This is a genomic window from Rhodococcus sp. 05-340-2 (assembly GCF_002258915.1).
Taxonomy (GTDB): domain Bacteria; phylum Actinomycetota; class Actinomycetes; order Mycobacteriales; family Mycobacteriaceae; genus Rhodococcoides.
Map to the genome: position 1 here is coordinate 179,886 of NZ_NOYU01000042.1, position 18,322 is coordinate 198,207.

At 64.9% G+C, this 18,322-nt stretch carries 18 protein-coding genes and 1 riboswitch; of the genes, 8 read left to right on the plus strand and 10 right to left on the minus strand.

The features are described 5' to 3' along the window. Positions 1-52: 52 nt before the first annotated feature. Positions 53-445, minus strand: coding sequence for a polyketide cyclase / dehydrase and lipid transport (locus CH271_RS25995; protein ID WP_094635457.1), 393 nt, complete (start codon positions 443-445; stop codon positions 53-55). A gap of 239 nt (positions 446-684) precedes the next feature. Between CH271_RS25995 and CH271_RS26000 the strand changes: the two genes are divergently transcribed. Continuing rightward, positions 685-2,490, plus strand: a complete 1,806-nt coding sequence (locus CH271_RS26000) for an AMP-dependent synthetase/ligase (RefSeq protein ID WP_094635458.1) — start codon at positions 685-687, stop codon at positions 2,488-2,490. 10 nt (positions 2,491-2,500) lie between these two features. Here CH271_RS26000 and CH271_RS26005 read toward each other — a convergent pair whose 3' ends face one another. The 5 genes from CH271_RS26005 to CH271_RS26025 form a co-directional block, all read right to left on the minus strand. Next, complete coding sequence (locus CH271_RS26005; protein WP_094635459.1) at positions 2,501-3,625, minus strand: glycosyltransferase family 4 protein; 1,125 nt, start codon at positions 3,623-3,625, stop codon at positions 2,501-2,503. Between the two features lie 23 nt (positions 3,626-3,648). Beyond that, the gene (locus CH271_RS26010) at positions 3,649-5,001 is read right to left on the minus strand and encodes a hypothetical protein (protein ID WP_094635460.1); all 1,353 of its coding nucleotides are present in this window, start codon (positions 4,999-5,001) and stop codon (positions 3,649-3,651) included. Positions 5,002-5,032: 31 nt separating this feature from the next. Then, positions 5,033-6,094, minus strand: coding sequence for a C40 family peptidase (locus CH271_RS26015; RefSeq protein ID WP_037192859.1), 1,062 nt, complete (start codon positions 6,092-6,094; stop codon positions 5,033-5,035). Positions 6,095-6,401: 307 nt separating this feature from the next. Further along, a complete protein-coding gene (locus tag CH271_RS26020; protein ID WP_037192860.1) occupies positions 6,402-6,956 on the minus strand; it encodes a C40 family peptidase in 555 nt (184 codons plus the stop codon). A 16-nt stretch (positions 6,957-6,972) separates the two neighbouring features. After that, positions 6,973-7,136: riboswitch (cyclic di-AMP (ydaO/yuaA leader) on the minus strand. A gap of 115 nt (positions 7,137-7,251) precedes the next feature. Next, positions 7,252-7,533, minus strand: a complete 282-nt coding sequence (locus CH271_RS26025) for a hypothetical protein (protein WP_094635461.1) — start codon at positions 7,531-7,533, stop codon at positions 7,252-7,254. Between the two features lie 147 nt (positions 7,534-7,680). Here CH271_RS26025 and CH271_RS26030 point away from each other — a divergent pair, with 147 nt between their 5' ends. Both CH271_RS26030 and CH271_RS26035 read left to right on the plus strand, forming a co-directional pair. Continuing rightward, positions 7,681-9,513 (plus strand): DEDD exonuclease domain-containing protein, encoded by a 1,833-nt coding sequence (locus CH271_RS26030; RefSeq protein ID WP_094635462.1) that lies wholly within the window; start codon positions 7,681-7,683, stop codon positions 9,511-9,513. A 54-nt stretch (positions 9,514-9,567) separates the two neighbouring features. Further along, entirely contained in the window at positions 9,568-9,843 is a 276-nt protein-coding gene (locus CH271_RS26035) for an Lrp/AsnC family transcriptional regulator (RefSeq protein ID WP_027497377.1), read from the plus strand. A gap of 12 nt (positions 9,844-9,855) precedes the next feature. Here the strand turns inward: CH271_RS26035 and trpD are convergent, their stop codons facing one another. Further along, positions 9,856-10,917: an anthranilate phosphoribosyltransferase gene (trpD, locus tag CH271_RS26040; RefSeq protein WP_094635463.1), complete on the minus strand. Its 1,062-nt coding sequence runs from the start codon at positions 10,915-10,917 to the stop codon at positions 9,856-9,858. Between the two features lie 51 nt (positions 10,918-10,968). Further along, a complete protein-coding gene (locus CH271_RS26045) occupies positions 10,969-11,445 on the minus strand; it encodes a hypothetical protein (RefSeq protein WP_094635464.1) in 477 nt (158 codons plus the stop codon). Positions 11,446-11,596: 151 nt separating this feature from the next. Between CH271_RS26045 and ctaE the strand changes: the two genes are divergently transcribed. From ctaE to CH271_RS26070, 5 genes are all read left to right on the plus strand, one after another. Beyond that, positions 11,597-12,208 carry an aa3-type cytochrome oxidase subunit III gene (gene ctaE / locus CH271_RS26050; RefSeq protein WP_037192869.1) on the plus strand — a complete coding sequence of 204 codons (612 nt, stop codon included), beginning with the start codon at positions 11,597-11,599 and terminating at the stop codon, positions 12,206-12,208. Positions 12,209-12,291: 83 nt separating this feature from the next. Then, positions 12,292-13,140, plus strand: coding sequence for a cytochrome bc1 complex diheme cytochrome c subunit (gene qcrC / locus CH271_RS26055; RefSeq protein ID WP_037192872.1), 849 nt, complete (start codon positions 12,292-12,294; stop codon positions 13,138-13,140). Then, complete coding sequence (gene qcrA, locus CH271_RS26060; RefSeq protein WP_255138312.1) at positions 13,137-14,348, plus strand: cytochrome bc1 complex Rieske iron-sulfur subunit; 1,212 nt, start codon at positions 13,137-13,139, stop codon at positions 14,346-14,348. The genes qcrC and qcrA overlap by 4 nt, the downstream gene beginning before the upstream one ends. Beyond that, positions 14,345-16,123 carry a cytochrome bc1 complex cytochrome b subunit gene (qcrB, locus tag CH271_RS26065; RefSeq protein ID WP_037192874.1) on the plus strand — a complete coding sequence of 593 codons (1,779 nt, stop codon included), beginning with the start codon at positions 14,345-14,347 and terminating at the stop codon, positions 16,121-16,123. The genes qcrA and qcrB overlap by 4 nt, the downstream gene beginning before the upstream one ends. Positions 16,124-16,347: 224 nt before the next feature. After that, a complete protein-coding gene (locus tag CH271_RS26070) occupies positions 16,348-16,623 on the plus strand; it encodes a helix-turn-helix domain-containing protein (RefSeq protein ID WP_037193523.1) in 276 nt (91 codons plus the stop codon). A 163-nt stretch (positions 16,624-16,786) separates the two neighbouring features. On the opposite strand, the gene CH271_RS26075 is transcribed toward CH271_RS26070, so the two are convergent. Together CH271_RS26075 and ctaC are read right to left on the minus strand one after the other, a co-directional pair. Beyond that, positions 16,787-17,203, minus strand: a complete 417-nt coding sequence (locus tag CH271_RS26075; RefSeq protein ID WP_037192876.1) for a cytochrome c oxidase subunit 4 — start codon at positions 17,201-17,203, stop codon at positions 16,787-16,789. Between the two features lie 18 nt (positions 17,204-17,221). Beyond that, positions 17,222-18,301 carry an aa3-type cytochrome oxidase subunit II gene (gene ctaC, locus CH271_RS26080; protein WP_037193526.1) on the minus strand — a complete coding sequence of 360 codons (1,080 nt, stop codon included), beginning with the start codon at positions 18,299-18,301 and terminating at the stop codon, positions 17,222-17,224. Between the last annotated feature and the right edge of the window lie 21 nt (positions 18,302-18,322).

Sequence of the window (18,322 nt, forward strand, 5' to 3'; positions counted from 1 at the left end):
CACGATCGATCCGCCGACGCACAACGCGAACCGGCCGACCGTACCGCGCGGTTCATTCTCGAGCCGGAGTCGACGCTACGTGGTGGGGTGCCTCACCTGCAGACCGACCGGCCTCGAGCTGTCGTTTGAGCTCGAACGTCATCGCTCGTCCGGCCACCCGACGAGTGTGCTGGTGCGCCGCCACGTCGACGTCCGCGGCAGGTTCGGCATGCAGGAAGTAATGCACGATCACACCGTCGAGCGCAGGCTCGAGCCACAGTTCCATCGTTCCGACGACCCCGCCGCGCACTGCCCAGCGGATCCCCTTCTCACCCCGGTCCTCGGTGATGGTCAGGTTCAGATCCGGCCACCATCGACGCCACCGCTCGGGCGACGCGAACGCCTGCGCCACCCGCTCACCGGGGGCGGCCACGAATGTCTGATCCGCAACTTGAATACTGCTCATCGACAGAGCTTCACATATCGGGTCCGGGGCAATGCGCGTCCCCTCTGTTCAGGCTCGTTCCTGCAGGCTCCACTCGCGTCTGTTCAGGCTCGTTCCTGCAGGCTCCACTCGCGTCTGTTCAGGCTCGTTCCTGCAGCCTTCTTTCGAGGCGCATTTCGACGCCGTGAGCCCGGGTCTAGAGTATCTGTGAAGCCGAGCTATCGACTTTCGTTCTCCCCGTTCTATCCGGAGGTAATCCCGTGCGCGAGTTCACCGTCGCCGCAAAATACGCCATCGCGGACACCGACTCGGCTGTCGATACCGTCTTCGCTCGCGCCCGCACCTCGCCGGACGCGGTCGTGTTCCGCCGCTTGTCGGACGGGCAGTGGATCGACGTCACCGCTGCCGAGTTCGAGCGCCTGGTGGTCGGGGTGGCGCGGGGTCTGATCGCCGCGGGCATCGCGCAGGGCGATCGGGTCGCACTGATGTCGTCGACGCGTTTCGAGTGGTCGGTTCTCGACTACGCGATCTGGGCCGCGGGCGGCGTGACGGTACCGATCTACGAGACGTCCTCGGCCGGGCAGGTGGAGTGGATTCTCGAAGACGCCGAGCCGGTCCTGCTGATCCTCGAGAACGACGCGCACGTGCAGGAGACGAAGTCCGTTGTGGCAGCTGCCCCGTCGGTCCGGCAGACGTTCGTCATCGCGAACTCGGCAGGCACCGACGCAGTGCAGGCACTGATCGACGGCGGGACCGGGATCACCGAAGACGAGGTGCACCAACGGGTTTCGACACTCGCCTCGTCGGACCCGGCAACCCTCATCTACACCTCGGGAACCACGGGTCGCCCCAAGGGCGTCCAGCTGACCCACGCCAACCTGCTCGCCGAATCACTCGGCATTCGTGAGACGTCGCTGAAATCACTGATGAGGCAGGGCCGCAGCACGCTGATGTTCCTTCCGTTGGCGCACGTACTGGCACGCGCGGTGTCCATCGCCTCGTTCGACGCCGGGGTCACCCTCGGGCACACCAGCGACATCCCCAACCTCGTTGCGACGTTCGGCACGTTCCAGCCGGACTTCATCCTCTCGGTACCGCGAGTGTTCGAGAAGGTCTTCAACACCGCCAAGCAGAAGGCGCACGCCGACGGCAAGGGAAAGATCTTCGACCTCGCCACCGAATGCGCAGTGGCGTGGAGCGAGGCACAGGACACCGGCGGACCGGGAATCGTGTTGCGCGCCAAGCACACCGTGTTCGACAAGTTGGTCTACGGCAAACTGCGGGCAGCGCTCGGCGGCAAGTGCGAACTCGCCATCTCCGGCGGCGCGCCTCTCGGTTCCCGTCTCGGCCACTTCTACCGGGGCATCGGCGTGACGATCTACGAGGGCTACGGGCTGACCGAAACCACCGCGGCGTTCGCGGTCAACACCATCGGATTCCAACGCGTGGGCAGCGTCGGGCGTCCACTGCCCGGCAACACCGTGCGCATCGCCGAGGACGGCGAGATCCAACTCCGCGGACCGGTCGTGTTCGACGGCTACTGGCGCAACGAGGACGCGACCGCCGAATCGCTGGACGACGGCTGGTTCCGCACCGGCGATCTCGGTTCCGTGGACGAGGACGGCTACATCACGATCTCGGGGCGCAAGAAGGAATTGATCGTCACCGCAGGCGGCAAGAACGTTTCACCGGCCGGACTGGAAGACCAGCTGCGGGCGGGCGCGTTGATCAGCCAGGCAGTCGTCGTGGGCGATCAGAAGCCCTTCATCGGCGCGCTCATCACCCTCGATCCGGACGCGTTCGATCGCTGGAAGTCCTCCCACGGCAAGGCCGCCGACGCCACCGCAGCGGATCTGCAGACCGATCCCGAACTCGTCGCGGAGATCGACGCCGCCGTCGCCGACGCGAACAGGTCCGTCTCGCATGCAGAGTCCATCAAGAAGTATCGACTTCTCCCCCACGACTTCTCGGAGGAGAGCGGCGAGCTGACTCCCACGATGAAGCTCAAGCGCAACGTCATCACCGCGGCGTACGCCGACGAGATCGAGGCGATCTACGCCCGTTGAGCCGTACTGCCTAGATCAACGAACGCAGTTTTTCGGTCAGTACGTCCCAGCGCCATTCCGCGTCCACCCAGGCGCGGCCGGCGTTGCCCATCTGCGTGGCCAGCGTGCGATCGGACAGGATCTTCACGATCGCGTCGGTGATGTCCGAGACCGACGTCCCGTCGACGACGAGGCCGGTCTTGTTGTGCTGCACAGCTTCCGGCGCTCCCCCGGACATGCCTGCGACAACGGGTACTCCGCAAGAAGACGCCTCGAGGTACACGATGCCGAGACCTTCGACATCGAGACCGGCGCCTCGGGTTCGGCTCGGCATCGCGAACACGTCGGCGACGGTGTGGTGGGCGGCGAGCTCCGCCGACGGCACGGTGCCGGTGAACACCACGTGCTGCTCCATCCCGGTGGATCGAACGAGCTCGCGCAGAGTCTTCTCGTACGGCCCGCCGCCGACGATGACCAGAACCGCACCGTCGACGGCCCGGCGGATCCCCGGGAGCGCCCGGACCAGGAAATCCTGGCCCTTGCGCGGAACGAGCCGGGACAGGCACAGAACGGTCGGGCGATCACCGAGGCCGTAGCGCGCGCGGAGTTCCGCTCGTGCAGCGTCGTCGGGCACGAAGCGATCGGTATCGACACCGGGCGGCAGGTGCTCGAGGGCTGCGGTCCGACCGAACGCCGAGCTGAAGCGCCCCCGGGTGTACTTGCTGACGTAGGTCACCACGTCGGTGTTCTCGCCGATCGTGCGCAGAGTCGCCCGCCCACCCGGCACCATCGACCAACCGACCTCGTGACCGTGCGTACTCGCCACGATGCGCTCGGCCCCGGCCTTGCGCAGGTGCGACGACATCACGGCCAGCGGAGCCGACGCACCGAACCACACCGAATCGCAGTCTCGGGACTTCAGGATTCGAGCTGCCCGACGCGCGACGAGCGGAGTGGGCAACATCAGAGTCGTCGGATGCCGGATCACCTCGAACGGCTGCCTGGCGTCGAATTTCTCGTGCGAGTCGCCGCGCCATCGAGGTGCGTAGACCACCAGCTCGTCGGCCGGCAGCTGCGAGGCGAAGCTGTGCAGATAGGACTGGATACCACCCGGGCGAGGCGGAAAGTCGTTCGTCACGAGCAGAGTACGACGCATGGCGTCAACCGTAGCGCCCCGTCTCAGCGGGCCTGGCGAGCCACCCAGTCGCCCCACGAGGCCACGAACTGTGCTCGGTCCGACCCGAGCACCGACGCGAAGGCAGAATCGGTGGAGCTCTCGGACGCAAGAGCTTCGTACAGCGAACGCAGGGTCGACTCCCCGAACCGATCGGCCACGTATGCGAACACCGACCACGCCGATTCGTAGGCCACACTCGACCGGGCACCACCGGCCCCGAAGTCCTCGTTCTTCGGCAGCACCGTCGGCGGCCCACCCGCCGCCACGATCGCCGCGAGAGTGGGCGCAAGTTGCCCGAAGTCGGCACCCGAATTTCGGTACCCGGAGTAGTCGGCGAACCCCTCCGACACCCACAACTCCGTACCGTCGGACGTCCGCGCCCTCGCCGCCACATGGGTCAACTCGTGTCGCAGAACCGAGCGCGCGGTGAACGCAGTCAACCGCGTCGCCGCGTCGGGACCGAACACCACCCGCTGACCCGTCGGCCGGGAGCCGTCCCCCGCAACCGCGTCGGACACCGTCACCGCGGCCACATCGGTGGACGGATCGGATCCCGTCAGTTCGGCGAACTCCTCCGCGGAGGATGCGACGAAGACCAGCCCGTCGCGCGCCCAGTCGTCTCCCCAGAAGTCGGTGACGGCTGCGGTTGCCGACGGAAGTTCGGCCGCGAGGCTCTCGACGAACTGCTCGCGGTCCGGATGGCCCATGACCACCGATGTCCCGGCTGCGGTGGGCACCGAGCGCACGGTCAGAGGGTCGAAATCCCACGGCCCACGCCAGGTGTGGCGTCGGTACTCGGTCAGGTCCGCGTCGTCGACCAGCCGCCACCGACCGTCCCGCTCGGCCACGACCAGTGAGACCGGCCGCCGCGTCGGCGATACGTCCGGACCGGTGACCGCGTAGCGCAGATACACCGAGGGTGCCCACACATCGGTGGAATCGAGCGCCGCGGCGATCGGCGGCGGCACCGGGGTCTCGGGGTCGTCACCCAGGTCGTAGCCGAACTCGGCGAAGGGGACGCCCGGAACCACTGCCGCCCGACGCATCTGTGCTTCCACGAAGTCGGGGTCGGCCTGCGGATCCATCAACTCGCGCAGTGCATCGAGATCTCCGGAGCGAACCGCCCGCGCCCACTGGTCGAGGAGGACGGTCACATCGGCGCGGCGCTGCTGATCGTAGGTCGGCGGGGCCTGAGCGACTGTCACGTCGGCGGTCCCGGCACTGGGCGTGCCGTCGAATCGGTGAATCAGGACGACCGAGACGGCCACGATTGCGACGACCACGACCGCTGTCCAACGCAGCCATGACGATCGGAGGAGAACCTGCAACCCGGATGGCCGGTTCGAGGCGTTCATGCCGCCGTCAGTCGATCGTCGAGACACACCCTCAGTATCGACGCGCCCCGTAGTACGGGAACGAAGCCATCGACTGCACCTTCACGGGAACACCGAAGGTGGAGGCATGCAGCACGTTGCCGTTTCCGGCATAGATGCCGACGTGTGAGATGTCCGGATAGAACAGGACGACGTCACCCGGCTGCAGATCCTTCTGATCCACCGGAGTTCCGCCTGCCGCCTGCGCCTGACTCGACCGCGGCAACGTCTTGCCCACCTGCTTGTACGCCCACACGACCAACCCTGAGCAGTCGAAGCCGTCCGGGCCGGTTGCGCCCCACACGTACGGCTTGCCGATCTGCGTCAGGCCGGCCTGCAGCGCACTGGCACCCGATCCCGGCGTCAGGTTCTGCAGAATCGTGGCGGGGTCGAATCCGTCGGGCAGGGCCGAACCGGCCAGAGCCAGTTGCTCCGAGGACGAGAGCGCACTGTAGGCGGCCATGACCTCGGCTATCTGCCCCTGCAACTCACTCTGCTTGGCCTGGAGGTCGTCGCTGACGGCCTTGGCTTGTTCCGCGGCGACGCGCGCCTGCTCGGCGGCCGTCGTCGCGGCCTGCTCGGCCGTCTCGGCATCCGAGCTCGCCTGCTTGAAACGAGCAACCTGGTCGGCGGTCTCCGCAGAGATCACGTCCAGCGCCGACATTTGGTCGAGCAACTGCTGTGGCGAGTCGCTGACCATGACGGCGAACAGTCGGTTGGTCCGCGCGCCCTGATAGTTGACGTTGGCGACCTTGTCCATGGCCGGTTTGAGCTGCTCCAGCTGAGCCTGCGCTGCGTCCACCGCGGCACGGCTCTGGTCGACGACGACCTGCGCGTCGAGTTGCTGCTGGTTCTTGGCGTCGAGATCGATCTGAGCATTGTGCAGAGATTCGGTGGTCTGCTCGGACTGGCGAGAAAGCTCGGCGAGCTCGGTCTGCGCGTCGGACGCCGAACCGAATCCCGGCTGCGCGGTCGCCGTCGTCGTCGGCACCACGGCGATGCATGCAGTCAGTGCAACAGCAACCAGCGAGTTACGGGCCGTACGCAACGCTCGGGTAGATCTCGATATCGCCACGGAAAGCGACTCTCCGTCCTCACAGATGTCACCTCGACCGAGGCAACGGTTGGAAAAGTAAACCGAAAACGAACCATACCCATGCTCTTACGGGCGCGGACGTGAACACGGTCCGAAATCGACGGGGGTTCGAGGTGACAGGTCACAAAATAAACATCGACCAGGTCTCGATCAGATTACGAACTGGATGCTTCCCTGTCCACCGGACCGGCGTGTCGCGCGGTCCGTGTCCGGATACGCCGACAGGGCCGAGCCGATGAACGGCTCGACCCTGTCGGTCGATCACAGCAGACGTCGGTCGCTCGAATCAGTAACGGCGAGCACCGTCGAACGGCATCGAGGCAAGCGGAGCAACCTTGACCGGCACGCCGGACGTGGATGCATGCACGACATTGCCGTTGCCGACGTAGATGCCCGAGTGCGATCCGTCGTAGAACGAGACGACATCGCCGGGGGCGAGGCTGTCGCGCGAGACCGGAGTGCCTGCGGCCGCCTGGTCGTAGCTCGTACGGGGCAAGCTGATGCCGGCCTGCTTGTACGCCCACTGAACGAGGCCGGAGCAGTCGAACGAATCCGGACCCGAAGCGCCGTACACGTACGGTGCTCCGATCTTGGATTCTGCAGCCTGAACGGCCTTCGCTGCCGGGGTGACCTGGGGTGCCAACGGCGCACCAGGCGCAGGCACACCAGGAATGTTGAGGGGAGGGAGGCCCGGGATGTCAGGAATCTCGAAGGTTCCGACGCCGGGAATGGTGAGGGGGGCCGCCATTGCGGGTGCAGCGGGAAGAATGACCACGCCTGCCGTGAGCGCTCCGGCTACGAGGACTCGCCGCAATGATCGGTTGGAAAGTTGTGACGCCACGAAAGATGGTGCTCCGTTTCTTCCTATCGTCCGCCGACCGAGTTAGCTGACGGGTTCGGGCTGGGAAGAGCAGCCCTACCCACCGGCCACCGTGTGGTGGCTCAGCGGGATTCACCCCAGTAGATATCGGGTTCCCGGTACGAACACTCTCGCGAGTGAACGATTAGGCGGTGACTTGCGACGCCACTCCGGTTTGGACTGGCGAGACTCCGCAAGGTCTCAGGAAGGTTACGAAATGGCATACCCCTGTGTCGACCCCAACTCGCCGAGGCGAGTGAATTCGCCCCGATTCTCGCTAGCCGGCGCGCTGATCCCCCGGTGTGTCACGAGTCGATAACAACGGAACCTCGGCGGCGTCCTCGTCGTTCACGACGAGCTTGAGAGTGGGCACGAGACCGACATCGGCGAGCACACCCATGGCACCGAGTTCTTCCTGCTCGAGAGTGATACGAGACGGCGGACCGACCCACCGCCCGTCCGATCTCGACGGCATCCCCGGAGCCCCGAGAAGCACCGTTACGACGCAGTCCGCGCAGGCGATGTCACGGACCAGGCAGTCACTGCAGTCGATGATCATTGTGATCCTTGTCTCTTTATGGTTTCCGGCGGCCGAATCGGCCGACGAAGCGAAAGATAGCGTCGGGCACCGACAGGTTTCGTGACACGACGACGTTCGGCGGCGCGCTGAGCGTTCTTGTCGGAGGTCGGCCCTAACGTCGTCCCGGTGAGCCTGCCCATCCAGCTGACGTTCGACGAACTCGACACCCCTCTGCACGAGACGACGTTCGTCGTCGTCGACCTCGAGACCACCGGTGGTAGCGCGGACACCGAGGCCATCACCGAGATCGGGGCTGTCAAGGTTCGAGGCGGCGAAATTCTCGGCGAGTTCGCCACCCTGATCGACCCGGGCAGATCCATCCCGCCGTACATCGTGGAGCTGACCGGCATCACATCGGCGATGCTCATCGGCGCGCCGCGCATCGAACGGGTCCTGCCCGGTTTCCTCGAATTCGCCCGCGGTTCGGTGCTGGTGGCGCACAACGCCGGCTTCGACACGGGATTCCTCAAAGCGGCCGCCAGTCGTCTCGACATCGCGTGGCCACGGTTTCAGGTGCTGTGCACCGTCAAGCTGGCTCGTCGAGTTCTGACGCGCGACGAAGCCCCGTCGGTGAAGCTGTCCGCACTGTCGACGTTGTTCCGGTCCGGCACCAGGCCCACGCACCGCGCACTCGACGACGCCCGAGCGACCGTCGACGTTCTGCACGGCCTCATCGAACGTGTGGGCAATCAGGGAGTCCACAGCTACGCCGAGTTGGTCGACTACCTACCCGCGGTGTCGGCCGGCCAGCGCGCCAAACGCGGCCTGGCTGCTCATCTACCCGGCACCCCCGGCGTCTATCTGTTCCGCGGCCCGTCCGACGAGGTGCTGTACGTCGGTACGTCCAACAACCTCAAGCGACGCGTGCGCAACTACTTCACCGGCTCGGAGACGAGAGGCCGGATGAAGGAGATGGTCGCATTGGCCACTCGCGTCGACCACGTCGAGTGTGCGCACGCGCTCGAGGCCGGAGTCCGCGAGCTACGGCTGCTCTCGGCGCACATCCCGCCGTACAACCGCCGCTCGAAGTTTCCCAGGAAGGGGTGGTGGATCACCCTGACCGACGAGGCGTTTCCCCGCCTGTCGATCGTTCGCACGCCGACGCCGAATAGCCTCGGACCGTTCTCGGTTCGCGGCGACGCCGCCGAGGCCGCTGCGCTCGTCGCGGAGTTCTGCCGCCTACGAACGTGCACTCGACGTCTGGCTCGCTCGGTCCGACACGGTGACCACTGCCCGGCAACCGACGTCGGAGGCTGCCCAGCGGCACTGTCCGGCCCGTTGACGGCCGACGAGTACTCGGACGCCCCGACACAGTTTCTCGCCCTCGTGTGCGGTCAGGACGATGCCGTTCTCTACTCCATGCGCCGCCGCGTCGCCGAGTTGGCGGACAAGGAGCTGTACGAGACGGCAGCTCGTCTACGCGACCGAATCGCGATCACCGTCGATGCACTGCGCAGGATGCACCGATCGGCAGCAGTGGCCACCATTGCCGAACTGGTTGCGGCGAAGCGGACGTCCGACGGCGGGTGGGAGTTGATCGTGGTGCGCTTCGGGCGTCTGGCCGGCGCTGCCGTCGCGCCGCGCGGAGTGCATCCGATGCCTGTTGTCGATGCCATCACCGCGTCGGCCGAGACGGTGCTGCCCGATACCACCCCGCTTCGCGGCGCGCCGCCGGAGGAAGTCGGACTGATTGCGGCCTGGCTGCGTACGGACGGCGTCCGAATCGTGCGTACGAGCAGTGGGTACTGCAGCCCGGCACGGTCGGCGGGTTCGTGGGGGTCGTGGTGTCGGACGGCGCGAGAAGCAGCACGGGCAGGAGTGGAGCCTGCGGAACGACCGTTCAGGGCAGGAGTGGAGCCTGCGGAACGACCGTTCAGGGCAGGAGTGGAGCCTGCGGAACGACCGTTCAGGGCAGGAGTGGAGCCTGCGGAACGACTCATGCAGCACGGCAGCAACTAGGGTCTGGGGGTAGCTCGCGTCGGACACCGAGCTCGAGATGCTTGAGGAGCACAGATGATCAATGCCATCGTCTTGATCGACGCCGAGGCCGACTTGATTCCGGAGGCGGCTCAGGCCGTTGCCGATGTCGACGGGGTGTCGGAGGTCTACTCGTGTGCTGGGGATGTCGATTTGATCGCCATCGTCAAGGTTCGCGATCATGCTTCGATCGCAGAGGTCATCACCAAGCACATCAATCGTGTGCGGGGAGTGCGCAGCACCACCACTCACATTGCGTTCCAGTCCTATTCGAGCGCCGATGTCGATGCCGGCTTCTCGATAGGCGAGTAGGCGTCCTCTACATCAGTCGACGAGTTCGTTGGTGCATCGACCCCAATCGGCGAGCAGACGTGCTGCCGCGCCCGAATCGACTGTCGTTGCGGCAGTGGCCAATCCGGCTTCGATCCGGGTGTGGAGGTCGCCGGACACGCCATGGTGCGCTGCCATTGCTGCGGCCGCGTTGAGCAGTACTGCATCGCGCACGGGGCCGTGTTCACCGGCGAACACGCGATGCGCCACGGCTGCGTTGAATTGGGCGTCTCCGCCTTTCAGAGCTTCGATGGGCGCTCGGGCGATGCCGTAGTCGAGCGGGTCGATCGTCTCGACTTTCACCGAACCACCGGACACCACGTGCACGGTCGTGGTGGTCGACAGGGTGATCTCGTCCAGTCCGTCGTCGCCGCGGACGACGAGCACCGAGCTGCCCCTGGCGGCGAACACGTCGGCGACCACGGGGACCAGGTTCTCGAACGCGCAGCCGATCAGGCCTGCGCGCGGACGGCCCGGGTTCGTCAGTGGCCCCAGCACGTTGAAGACCGTGGGGATTCCGATTTCCTTGCGCGGTGCGGCAGCGAAGCGCAGTGCGGGGTGGTGGATCGGCGCGAAGCAGAAGCCGATGCCGACCTGCTCGACGCTCGCCGCGACTGCGGCGGCCCCGAGTGTCACGCGGACACCCAACGCCTCGAGCACGTCGGTCGTGCCGCTCTTCGACGAGGCTGCGCGGTTGCCGTGCTTGACGACTCGGATGCCGCTGGCAGCGACGACGATGGCGGCCATCGTGGAGATGTTGACGGTGTCTGCTCCGTCCCCTCCGGTCCCCACGACGTCGACGGCGTCGGTGTCGGTGTGCACCAGCACTGCGTGCGCCAGCATCGACTCGGCCAGTCCGTTCACCTCCGCCGGCGTCGGGCCCTTCATCTTGAGCGCTACGCCGAAGGCTGCGATCTGCGCGGCTGTCGCGTTGTCGGCCATGATCTCGTCCATGACCCAGCCGGTGTCGGCGCTGGACAGGTCGGTGTGGTTCGTCAACGCGCCGAGGATTCGACGCCAGGTTCGCGGCTGTTCGTCGCTGATCGCTGCGGTCATGGTGGTTCTGCCGTGCCCTTCTGCCGTCGATGCACTCGGTGCCGTGGAAGCTTAGCCAGACGCTGCGTCGGGCTGCGCGGGCTGCAGCGCGTCCCAGCCGAGTACGGCTCCCCCTCGACGCTGAGCGAGGCCCGCCATGCGAGAACGCTCCTGCGAGCAGTGCAAGGCGTCGAGCACCTGCACACGTTGCAGCACCAGAGGGACGCCGTCGTCGACCTTCGGGCGATAGCCCTCGCTGTCCGCGAGTTCGACGTTCGGTCCGACTTCGTAACCGTCCTGCGCCGCGACGGACGCGGCGTCCTCCACTTCGTGAGCGGGCAACAGCAGATGGTGCCGAAGCAGCACGTCCGACGCCTCCGTCCACACCGGCTGGGTCCTCGCCGCTTCGTCGAGCACGGCCGAGCAAGCCTGTGCATCGTCGAAGCAACTCGCCACTGCCACCAGGTCGTCACGGGTGGGGTCCAGACGTTCGGCCGTCGATCGCGAGAACAGTCTCCGAAACCATCCACCTTCGGTGCGCTTTGCCATGAGGCCAGCCTTGCACGACTGGACCCTACCGGCCCGTACAGGGCCTCCCACCAGCACGGGAACAAGGAGGCACTCGGATTCGTTCCGACACGACGCGCCAAGAGCGGACCCGGATATGCCTTCCGTACTACGACGGGTCATACTTCTCTTTGTGACGAGCGCTGTAGGGACTCAAGGATCGGCAATCACCCAACGCGTGCACTCGCTGAACCGCCCCAATATGGTCAGCGTCGGCACGATCGTGTGGCTGTCTAGTGAACTCATGTTCTTCGCCGGGCTGTTTGCGATGTACTTCGTCGCACGCGCCCAGGCGAATGGAATCTGGCCGCCGGAGCCGACGGAACTGAACCTCGCTCTCGCTGTGCCGGTGACCGCGGTGCTGATCGCATCGTCGTTCACCTGCCAGCTGGGTGTGTTCGCCGCCGAGCGAGGTGACGTCTTCGGACTGCGCCGCTGGTACATCATCACGTTGGTCATGGGCGCGTTCTTCGTGGCCGGCCAGGCGTACGAGTACTACCACATGGTCCACGAGGGCACGACGCTCTCGAGCAGCGTGTACGGCTCGGTCTTCTACATCACGACCGGCTTCCACGGACTGCACGTGATCGGCGGACTCATCGCCTTCGTGTTCCTGATCACCAGGACGCTGGTCAGTAAGTTCACGCCCGCGCAGGCCACCGCCGCCATCGTCGTTTCGTACTACTGGCACTTCGTCGACATCGTCTGGATTGCCCTCTTCGCAACGATCTACTTCATCCGCTAGTGACAGTCAGCACGCCAAAGATAACGAGCGAACGGATTCAGCCCCCGACGTTCGGTCCGTCCCGACACGACAAGGGATAGAAGATGAGTTCATCTCCCCCAGCAGCATCCGACGACAACGCCGCCTCCAAGACGAGACGGCAGCGTAAGACGCGCCGACGCATCACCGGTGCGCTCGTACTGATGATGGGCCTTCTGAGCGCAGGGTTCCTCGCTTCGGCTCTGACGCCGACCCCGCAGGTCGCGACCGCCGATACCGATTCGGCAGCGCTGATCCGCGAGGGCAAGCAGCTCTACGACACGTCCTGCGTCACGTGCCACGGTGCCAACCTGCAGGGTGTTCAGGATCGCGGACCGAGCCTCATCGGCGTCGGCGAAGCAGCCGTGTACTTCCAGGTGTCGAGCGGCCGTATGCCCGCCGTTCGCAACGAGGCACAGGCGATGCGCAAGCCGCCGAAGTTCAACGACAAGCAGATCGACGCCCTCGGTGCGTTCATCAACGCCAACGGCGGCGGACCCACAGTCATCCGCGACGAGAACGGTGAGATCGCCCAGGAGTCGCTGCGCGGCGGCGACATCGGACGCGGCAGCGAACTGTTCCGTCTCAACTGCGCTTCCTGCCACAACTTCACCGGTGAAGGCGGCGCTCTGTCCTCGGGCAAGTTCGCACCGTCCCTCGGCCCTGCCAACGAGCAGGAGATCTACACCGCGATGGTCACCGGTCCGCAGAACATGCCGAAGTTCTCCGATCGTCAGCTGACGATCGAGGAGAAGTCCGACATCATCGCGTACGTCAAGTCGGCCCAGGAAACGCTTCCCGCAGGCGGTTGGAGCATCGGAAGCTTCGGTCCCGGTACCGAGATGATCGCTATCTGGACGGTCGGCATCATCGCCGTCGTCGGAGCAACTTTGTGGATCGGAGCTAGATCATGACCGACGGCGATTCCGGCCGTAAGGACGCGAACAACGACGACGAATCCGGACGCAAGGATGCGACCGGTTCCGAAGGCGTGAACGCGGACAAGAAGTACACCGACGAAGAGCTCGCCGCGATGAGCCGCGACGAACTGGTCGAGCTCGGTACCAACCTCGACGGCGTCGACGTCGCTTTCCGCCGCAACCGTTGGGCTGTGGAAGGTACCCGCGCCGAGAAGCGCGCCGAGCGCAGCGTCGCGATCTGGTTCACGATCGCCGGTCTCGCCGCAGTCGCGTTCATCGGTATCTACCTGTTCTGGCCGTGGCAGTACGCCGGCATCGGCGAAGAGAACTACCTGGCCTACTCGCTGTACACCCCGCTGATCGGCGGCACGATGGGCCTGGCGATCCTCGCGGTCGGTGTCGGCGCGGTGCAGTTCACCAAGAAGTTCATCCCGGAAGAGGTCTCGATCCAGGATCGCCACGACGGTGGTTCGTCGGAGACGGACCGCAAGACGCTCGTCGCCGAGCTGGGCGACTCCCTCGACACGTCGACCATCGGTCGTCGCAAGGTGATCAAGCGATCGCTGGTATTCGGTGGTGGCGCACTCGGCGTCATGGCGCTGCTTCCCCTCGGTGGCCTGATCAAGAACCCGTGGGCGAAGGGCGAAGATTCTCCGTTGTGGGTATCCGGCTGGACTCCTCGCTACGATGGAGAGACCATCTACCTCCGACGAGACACCGGGCGACCGGAAGATGTCGTTCTCGTTCGGCCCGAGGACTTGGACGCTGGTGCCATGGAGACCGTCTTCCCGTTCCGCGAAGCGGACCGCGAGAGCGAGCACGACCTGCTCGTATCTCTGCGCGGTGTTCGTAACTCGGTCATGCTCATCCGCCTTCGCCCGGACGCCGCCAGCACCGTCGTCAAGCGCAAGGGCCAAGAAAGCTTCAACTACGGCGATTACTTCGCCTACTCGAAGATCTGCACGCACCTGGGTTGCCCGACATCGTTGTACGAGCAGCAGACCAACCGAATTCTGTGCCCTTGCCACCAGTCGCAGTTCAACGCGCTCGAGTACGGCAAGCCGATCTTCGGACCGGCTGCGCGTGCGCTGCCCCAACTTCCCATCACTGTCAACGAAGAGGGATTCCTCGTCGCTTCGGGAGACTTCACCGAAGCTCTTGGACCCGCCTTCTGGGAACGTCGTCCGGAGCGTGACTCATGAGTACATTGCAAACCCTCGCCGCCAAGCAGGCCGACGGCGTAGACAGTCGTTACCACTTGGCGCCGGGATTGCGTCGCCAGATCAACAAGGTCTTCCCCACGCACTGGTCGTTCCTGCTCGGTGAGATCGCGCTGTACAGCTTCGTCATCCTGCTGATCTCGGGTGTGTTCCTCACCCTGTTCTTCGATCCGTCGCTCAGCGAAGTCGTGTACGACGGTGCGTACACCCCCCTCAACGGCGTGACGATGTCCAGGGCATACGCCACCGCTCTCGACATCACGTTCGAGGTTCGTGGCGGTCTGTTCATGCGGCAGATTCACCACTGGGCCGCTCTGATGTTCGCGGCGTCGATCATCGTGCACATGATGCGCATCTTCTTCACCGGTGCGTTCCGTCGCCCGCGTGAGGCCAACTGGGTCATCGGTTGCCTGCTGCTCATCCTCGCGATGTTCGAGGGCTTCTTCGGCTACTCGCTCCCCGACGATCTGCTCTCCGGCACCGGCCTCCGCGCCGCTCTCGGTGGCATCACGATGAGCATCCCGATCATCGGCACGTGGATGCACTGGCTCATCTTCGACGGCGACTTCCCCGGCACGATCATCATCCCGCGCCTGTACGTCGCTCACGTGCTTCTTCTACCGGCCATCATCCTGGCGCTGATCGCAGCCCACCTGGCCCTGGTCTGGTACCAGAAGCACACGCAGTTCCCCGGACCGGGCCGCACGGAGCAGAACGTCGTCGGCGTTCGTATTCTCCCGGTCTTCGCAGTCAAGTCCGGTGCCTTCTTCGCCGTCACCTTCGGTGTACTGGCAGCAATGGGCGGACTGCTCCAGATCAACCCGATCTGGAATCTCGGACCGTACAACCCGTCGCAAGTGTCGGCAGGCGTACAGCCCGACTTCTATCTGATGTGGACCGACGGCATGGCACGACTGTGGCCTGCCTGGGAGATATACATCGCCGGCCGCTACACCATCCCGGCAGTGTTCTGGGTGGCAGTGATCATGGGTCTCGTCTTCACCGTGATGATCGCCTACCCCTGGATCGAGAAGCGTCTCACCGGAGACACTGCGCATCACAACCTGCTGCAGCGTCCCCGCGACGTTCCGGTGCGTACCGCGATCGGCGCGATGGCCCTCACGTTCTACGTGATCCTCACGCTCTCGTGCATCAACGACCTCATCGCATACAAGTTCGACATCTCGCTGAACGCGATGACGTGGATCGGTCGTATCGGAATTCTGACCATGCCCCCGCTCGCGTACTTCATTGCATACCGATTCTGCATCGGACTGCAGCGCAGTGACCGGGCTGTTCTCGAGCACGGCATCGAAACCGGAATCATCAAGCGACTCCCGCACGGCCAGTACGTGGAAATCCACCAGCCGCTCGGACCGGTCGACGATCACGGACACCCGATTCCCCTCGATTACCAGGGCGCACCCGTACCGAAGAAGATGAACAAGCTCGGCTCGGCCGGAAAGCCCGGCTCGGGATCGCTGTTCACGCCGGATCCGGTGGCACAGAGCAAGGCTCTCGAAGACGCCCACCACAAGGGTGAGCACGAGCAGCTCACGATGCTCCGCAACTACCAGGCGGGCATCCACGGCAACGGTCACTCGAACGGCAATGGCCACTCGAACGGGAACGGTCATGCCAATGGCAACGGCCACTCGAACGGGAACGGCCACTCGAACGGGAACGGCAATGGGCTGCACTCGGACGAGGACACCGCTATCGCTTCGGGTCGAAGCGACAACGACAGAGAACGCTGACATCTGACAGAGTCCGAAAAGAGGGCGACACCGGCAACGGTGTCGCCCTCTTTTGTTGTCTGCGAAGATTATCCGGGCTCGAAGCCTTCGCTACAGGACGGCTCCACACCGGCGAAGGTCCTGCCGGCCCCTCCCCTCCCCCACCGGGCGGATGACCCACCGACCCGGTGTACCGACCGTTCTCGGCTCAGGTGCTTGCGAACACCGGTATTACTATCGGTGTCATGGTTCGCATTCCCCTCACCCCCGGCGAACTCGCCCGAGGTGCCAGGCTCGGCTCTGCTCTCCGTCATGCCCGTGGTGGTCGAACCATGACCGACGTCGCGGATGCGGCCGGTATCTCGGTCGAGACTCTGAGGAAGATCGAGACCGGCAGAATTCCGACGCCGGCGTTCTTCACCGTCGCCGCACTGTGCGGTGCGCTGAACATCTCCCTCGATTCGCTCGCCGATTCGACGTCCAGCTCCGTCCGGTCCCACTCGGAGGCCGACGTCTCCTGACGGCCCCACCTCGTTCAGCTCTCCCGTTCATCTGCGCGGGTTCACACCCCACTGCGCCGTGAGCCGATCATCCCGTCCTTGCCGCCTGTGCCCCGGACAGCAGAAAAGGGCCCCGGTCGCTCGTGAGAACGACCGGGGCCCTTTCCGGGTGTAGCTGGTGGAGTCAGTGGCGCTCGGCACCCACGTGGTACTCGAAGACCAGACCTGCGGCCGCAGCGATGACGCAGACGACTCCCAGGGCGATGAGCCACGGCTGGAAGAACGCGAATCCGATGGCGGTGACGGATGCCGCTGCTGCCAGCACGATCGGCCAGAAGCTGCCGGGGCTGAAGAAGCCGAGGTCGCCTGCGCCGTCGCTCACCTCGGCGTCGTCGAAGTCCTCGGGGCGCGTGTCCAGGCGTCGGGCGACGAACCTGAAGTAGGTACCGATGATCAAGGTCAGACCCACCGACAGGAAGATCGCGGTGACTCCGGCCCACTCGACTCCTGTGCGGCTCAGGCCCGTGAACAACGTGTACACGATGCCGACCAGGAGAAAGAAGACAGTGAGGATTTCGAAGATCTTGGCTTCGATTTTCATATCAGCATGCTTCCTTGGTCAGTTGCCTTCAGCGACAGCGGCTGTTCGGACGGTGCGGTCGGTCGAGAACGGCGCGGTGCTCGTTGCGACGGGGCTCTCGCCGATGGCTTCGAGCGCCTGCGCGTTGGTCAGCGCTTCTCCGCCTTCGGACAGGGGCTTGCGAAGTTCGATGTACTGCTCGAACCGCTCCGGAGACACGGCACGTACCTCGAAGTTCATCATCGAGTGGAAGGTGCCACACATCTCGGTGCACCGTCCGACGAAGGAGCCTTCGCGTTCGATTTCGCTGATCTGGAACACGTTGTCGGAGTGGTTCTCCTCGGGGTTCGGGAGAACGTCACGCTTGAACAGGAATTCCGGGACCCAGAATCCGTGGATGACGTCCGAGGACGCGAGCACGAATTCGATGCGCTTGCCGGTGGGCAGAACCAGCACGGGGATCTCTTCGCTGGAGCCGACCGTTTCGATCTTGTTGTAGTGCAGGTACGACAGGTCCTGCGTGGATGCTCCGTTGATCGGGCCCGGAACGAACTCGCCGTCCTCGCTGCCCTCGGCACCTTCGCCCGGGGTGGCGGCGGCCTCGGCGGCAGCCTGCTCTTCCTCGTCGGTGCCCTCGTACTTGGCGGCACCGTCCTTGAGGTCGATGGTCCGGTATCCGAACTTCCAGTTCCACTGGTACGCCGTGACATCCACCTGGACGTCGGGATCGGCCTGCTTCTCGTCGACGTAGTTCTGCACCACCACGGTGAAGTAGAACAGGACGGCGATGATCACGAACGGAACCGCTGTGTAGAACAGCTCGAGCGGAACGTTGTACGCCGTCTGGCGGGGGAACTCCGGTGAGCTCTTCTTCTTACGGTGGAACAGCACCACCCAGAAGATCAGAACCCACACGATGATGCCCATGACCAGGGCGGCAATGACCGACCACGTCCACAGGTCGCCGATGCGTCGCCCCTGAGGGGTGACGCCCGAGGCGAAACCGAAATTGAGTACGTTGTCGCTGCTGATGGAACAGCCCGACAGCATCAACGCGGCTACACCGAGAAATGCTGTCAGCCCCGCTCGCCGAAGGATCCGACTCTGCGCCACGTTCACGCCTTCCTGATTGCCCACCAC

Coding starts and splice junctions, on each gene's coding strand:
- qcrC (WP_037192872.1), top strand. CDS start 12,292: ATGAGTTCATCTCCCCCAGCAGCATCCGACGACAACGCCGCCTCCAAG.
- trpD (WP_094635463.1), bottom strand. CDS start 10,917: ATGACCGCAGCGATCAGCGACGAACAGCCGCGAACCTGGCGTCGAATC.
- CH271_RS26010 (WP_094635460.1), bottom strand. CDS start 5,001: ATGAACGCCTCGAACCGGCCATCCGGGTTGCAGGTTCTCCTCCGATCG.
- CH271_RS26075 (WP_037192876.1), bottom strand. CDS start 17,203: ATGAAAATCGAAGCCAAGATCTTCGAAATCCTCACTGTCTTCTTTCTC.
- qcrB (WP_037192874.1), top strand. CDS start 14,345: ATGAGTACATTGCAAACCCTCGCCGCCAAGCAGGCCGACGGCGTAGAC.
- CH271_RS25995 (WP_094635457.1), bottom strand. CDS start 445: ATGAGCAGTATTCAAGTTGCGGATCAGACATTCGTGGCCGCCCCCGGT.
- CH271_RS26005 (WP_094635459.1), bottom strand. CDS start 3,625: ATGCGTCGTACTCTGCTCGTGACGAACGACTTTCCGCCTCGCCCGGGT.
- qcrA (WP_255138312.1), top strand. CDS start 13,137: ATGACCGACGGCGATTCCGGCCGTAAGGACGCGAACAACGACGACGAA.
- CH271_RS26025 (WP_094635461.1), bottom strand. CDS start 7,533: ATGATCATCGACTGCAGTGACTGCCTGGTCCGTGACATCGCCTGCGCG.
- CH271_RS26035 (WP_027497377.1), top strand. CDS start 9,568: ATGATCAATGCCATCGTCTTGATCGACGCCGAGGCCGACTTGATTCCG.
- CH271_RS26045 (WP_094635464.1), bottom strand. CDS start 11,445: ATGGCAAAGCGCACCGAAGGTGGATGGTTTCGGAGACTGTTCTCGCGA.
- CH271_RS26070 (WP_037193523.1), top strand. CDS start 16,348: ATGGTTCGCATTCCCCTCACCCCCGGCGAACTCGCCCGAGGTGCCAGG.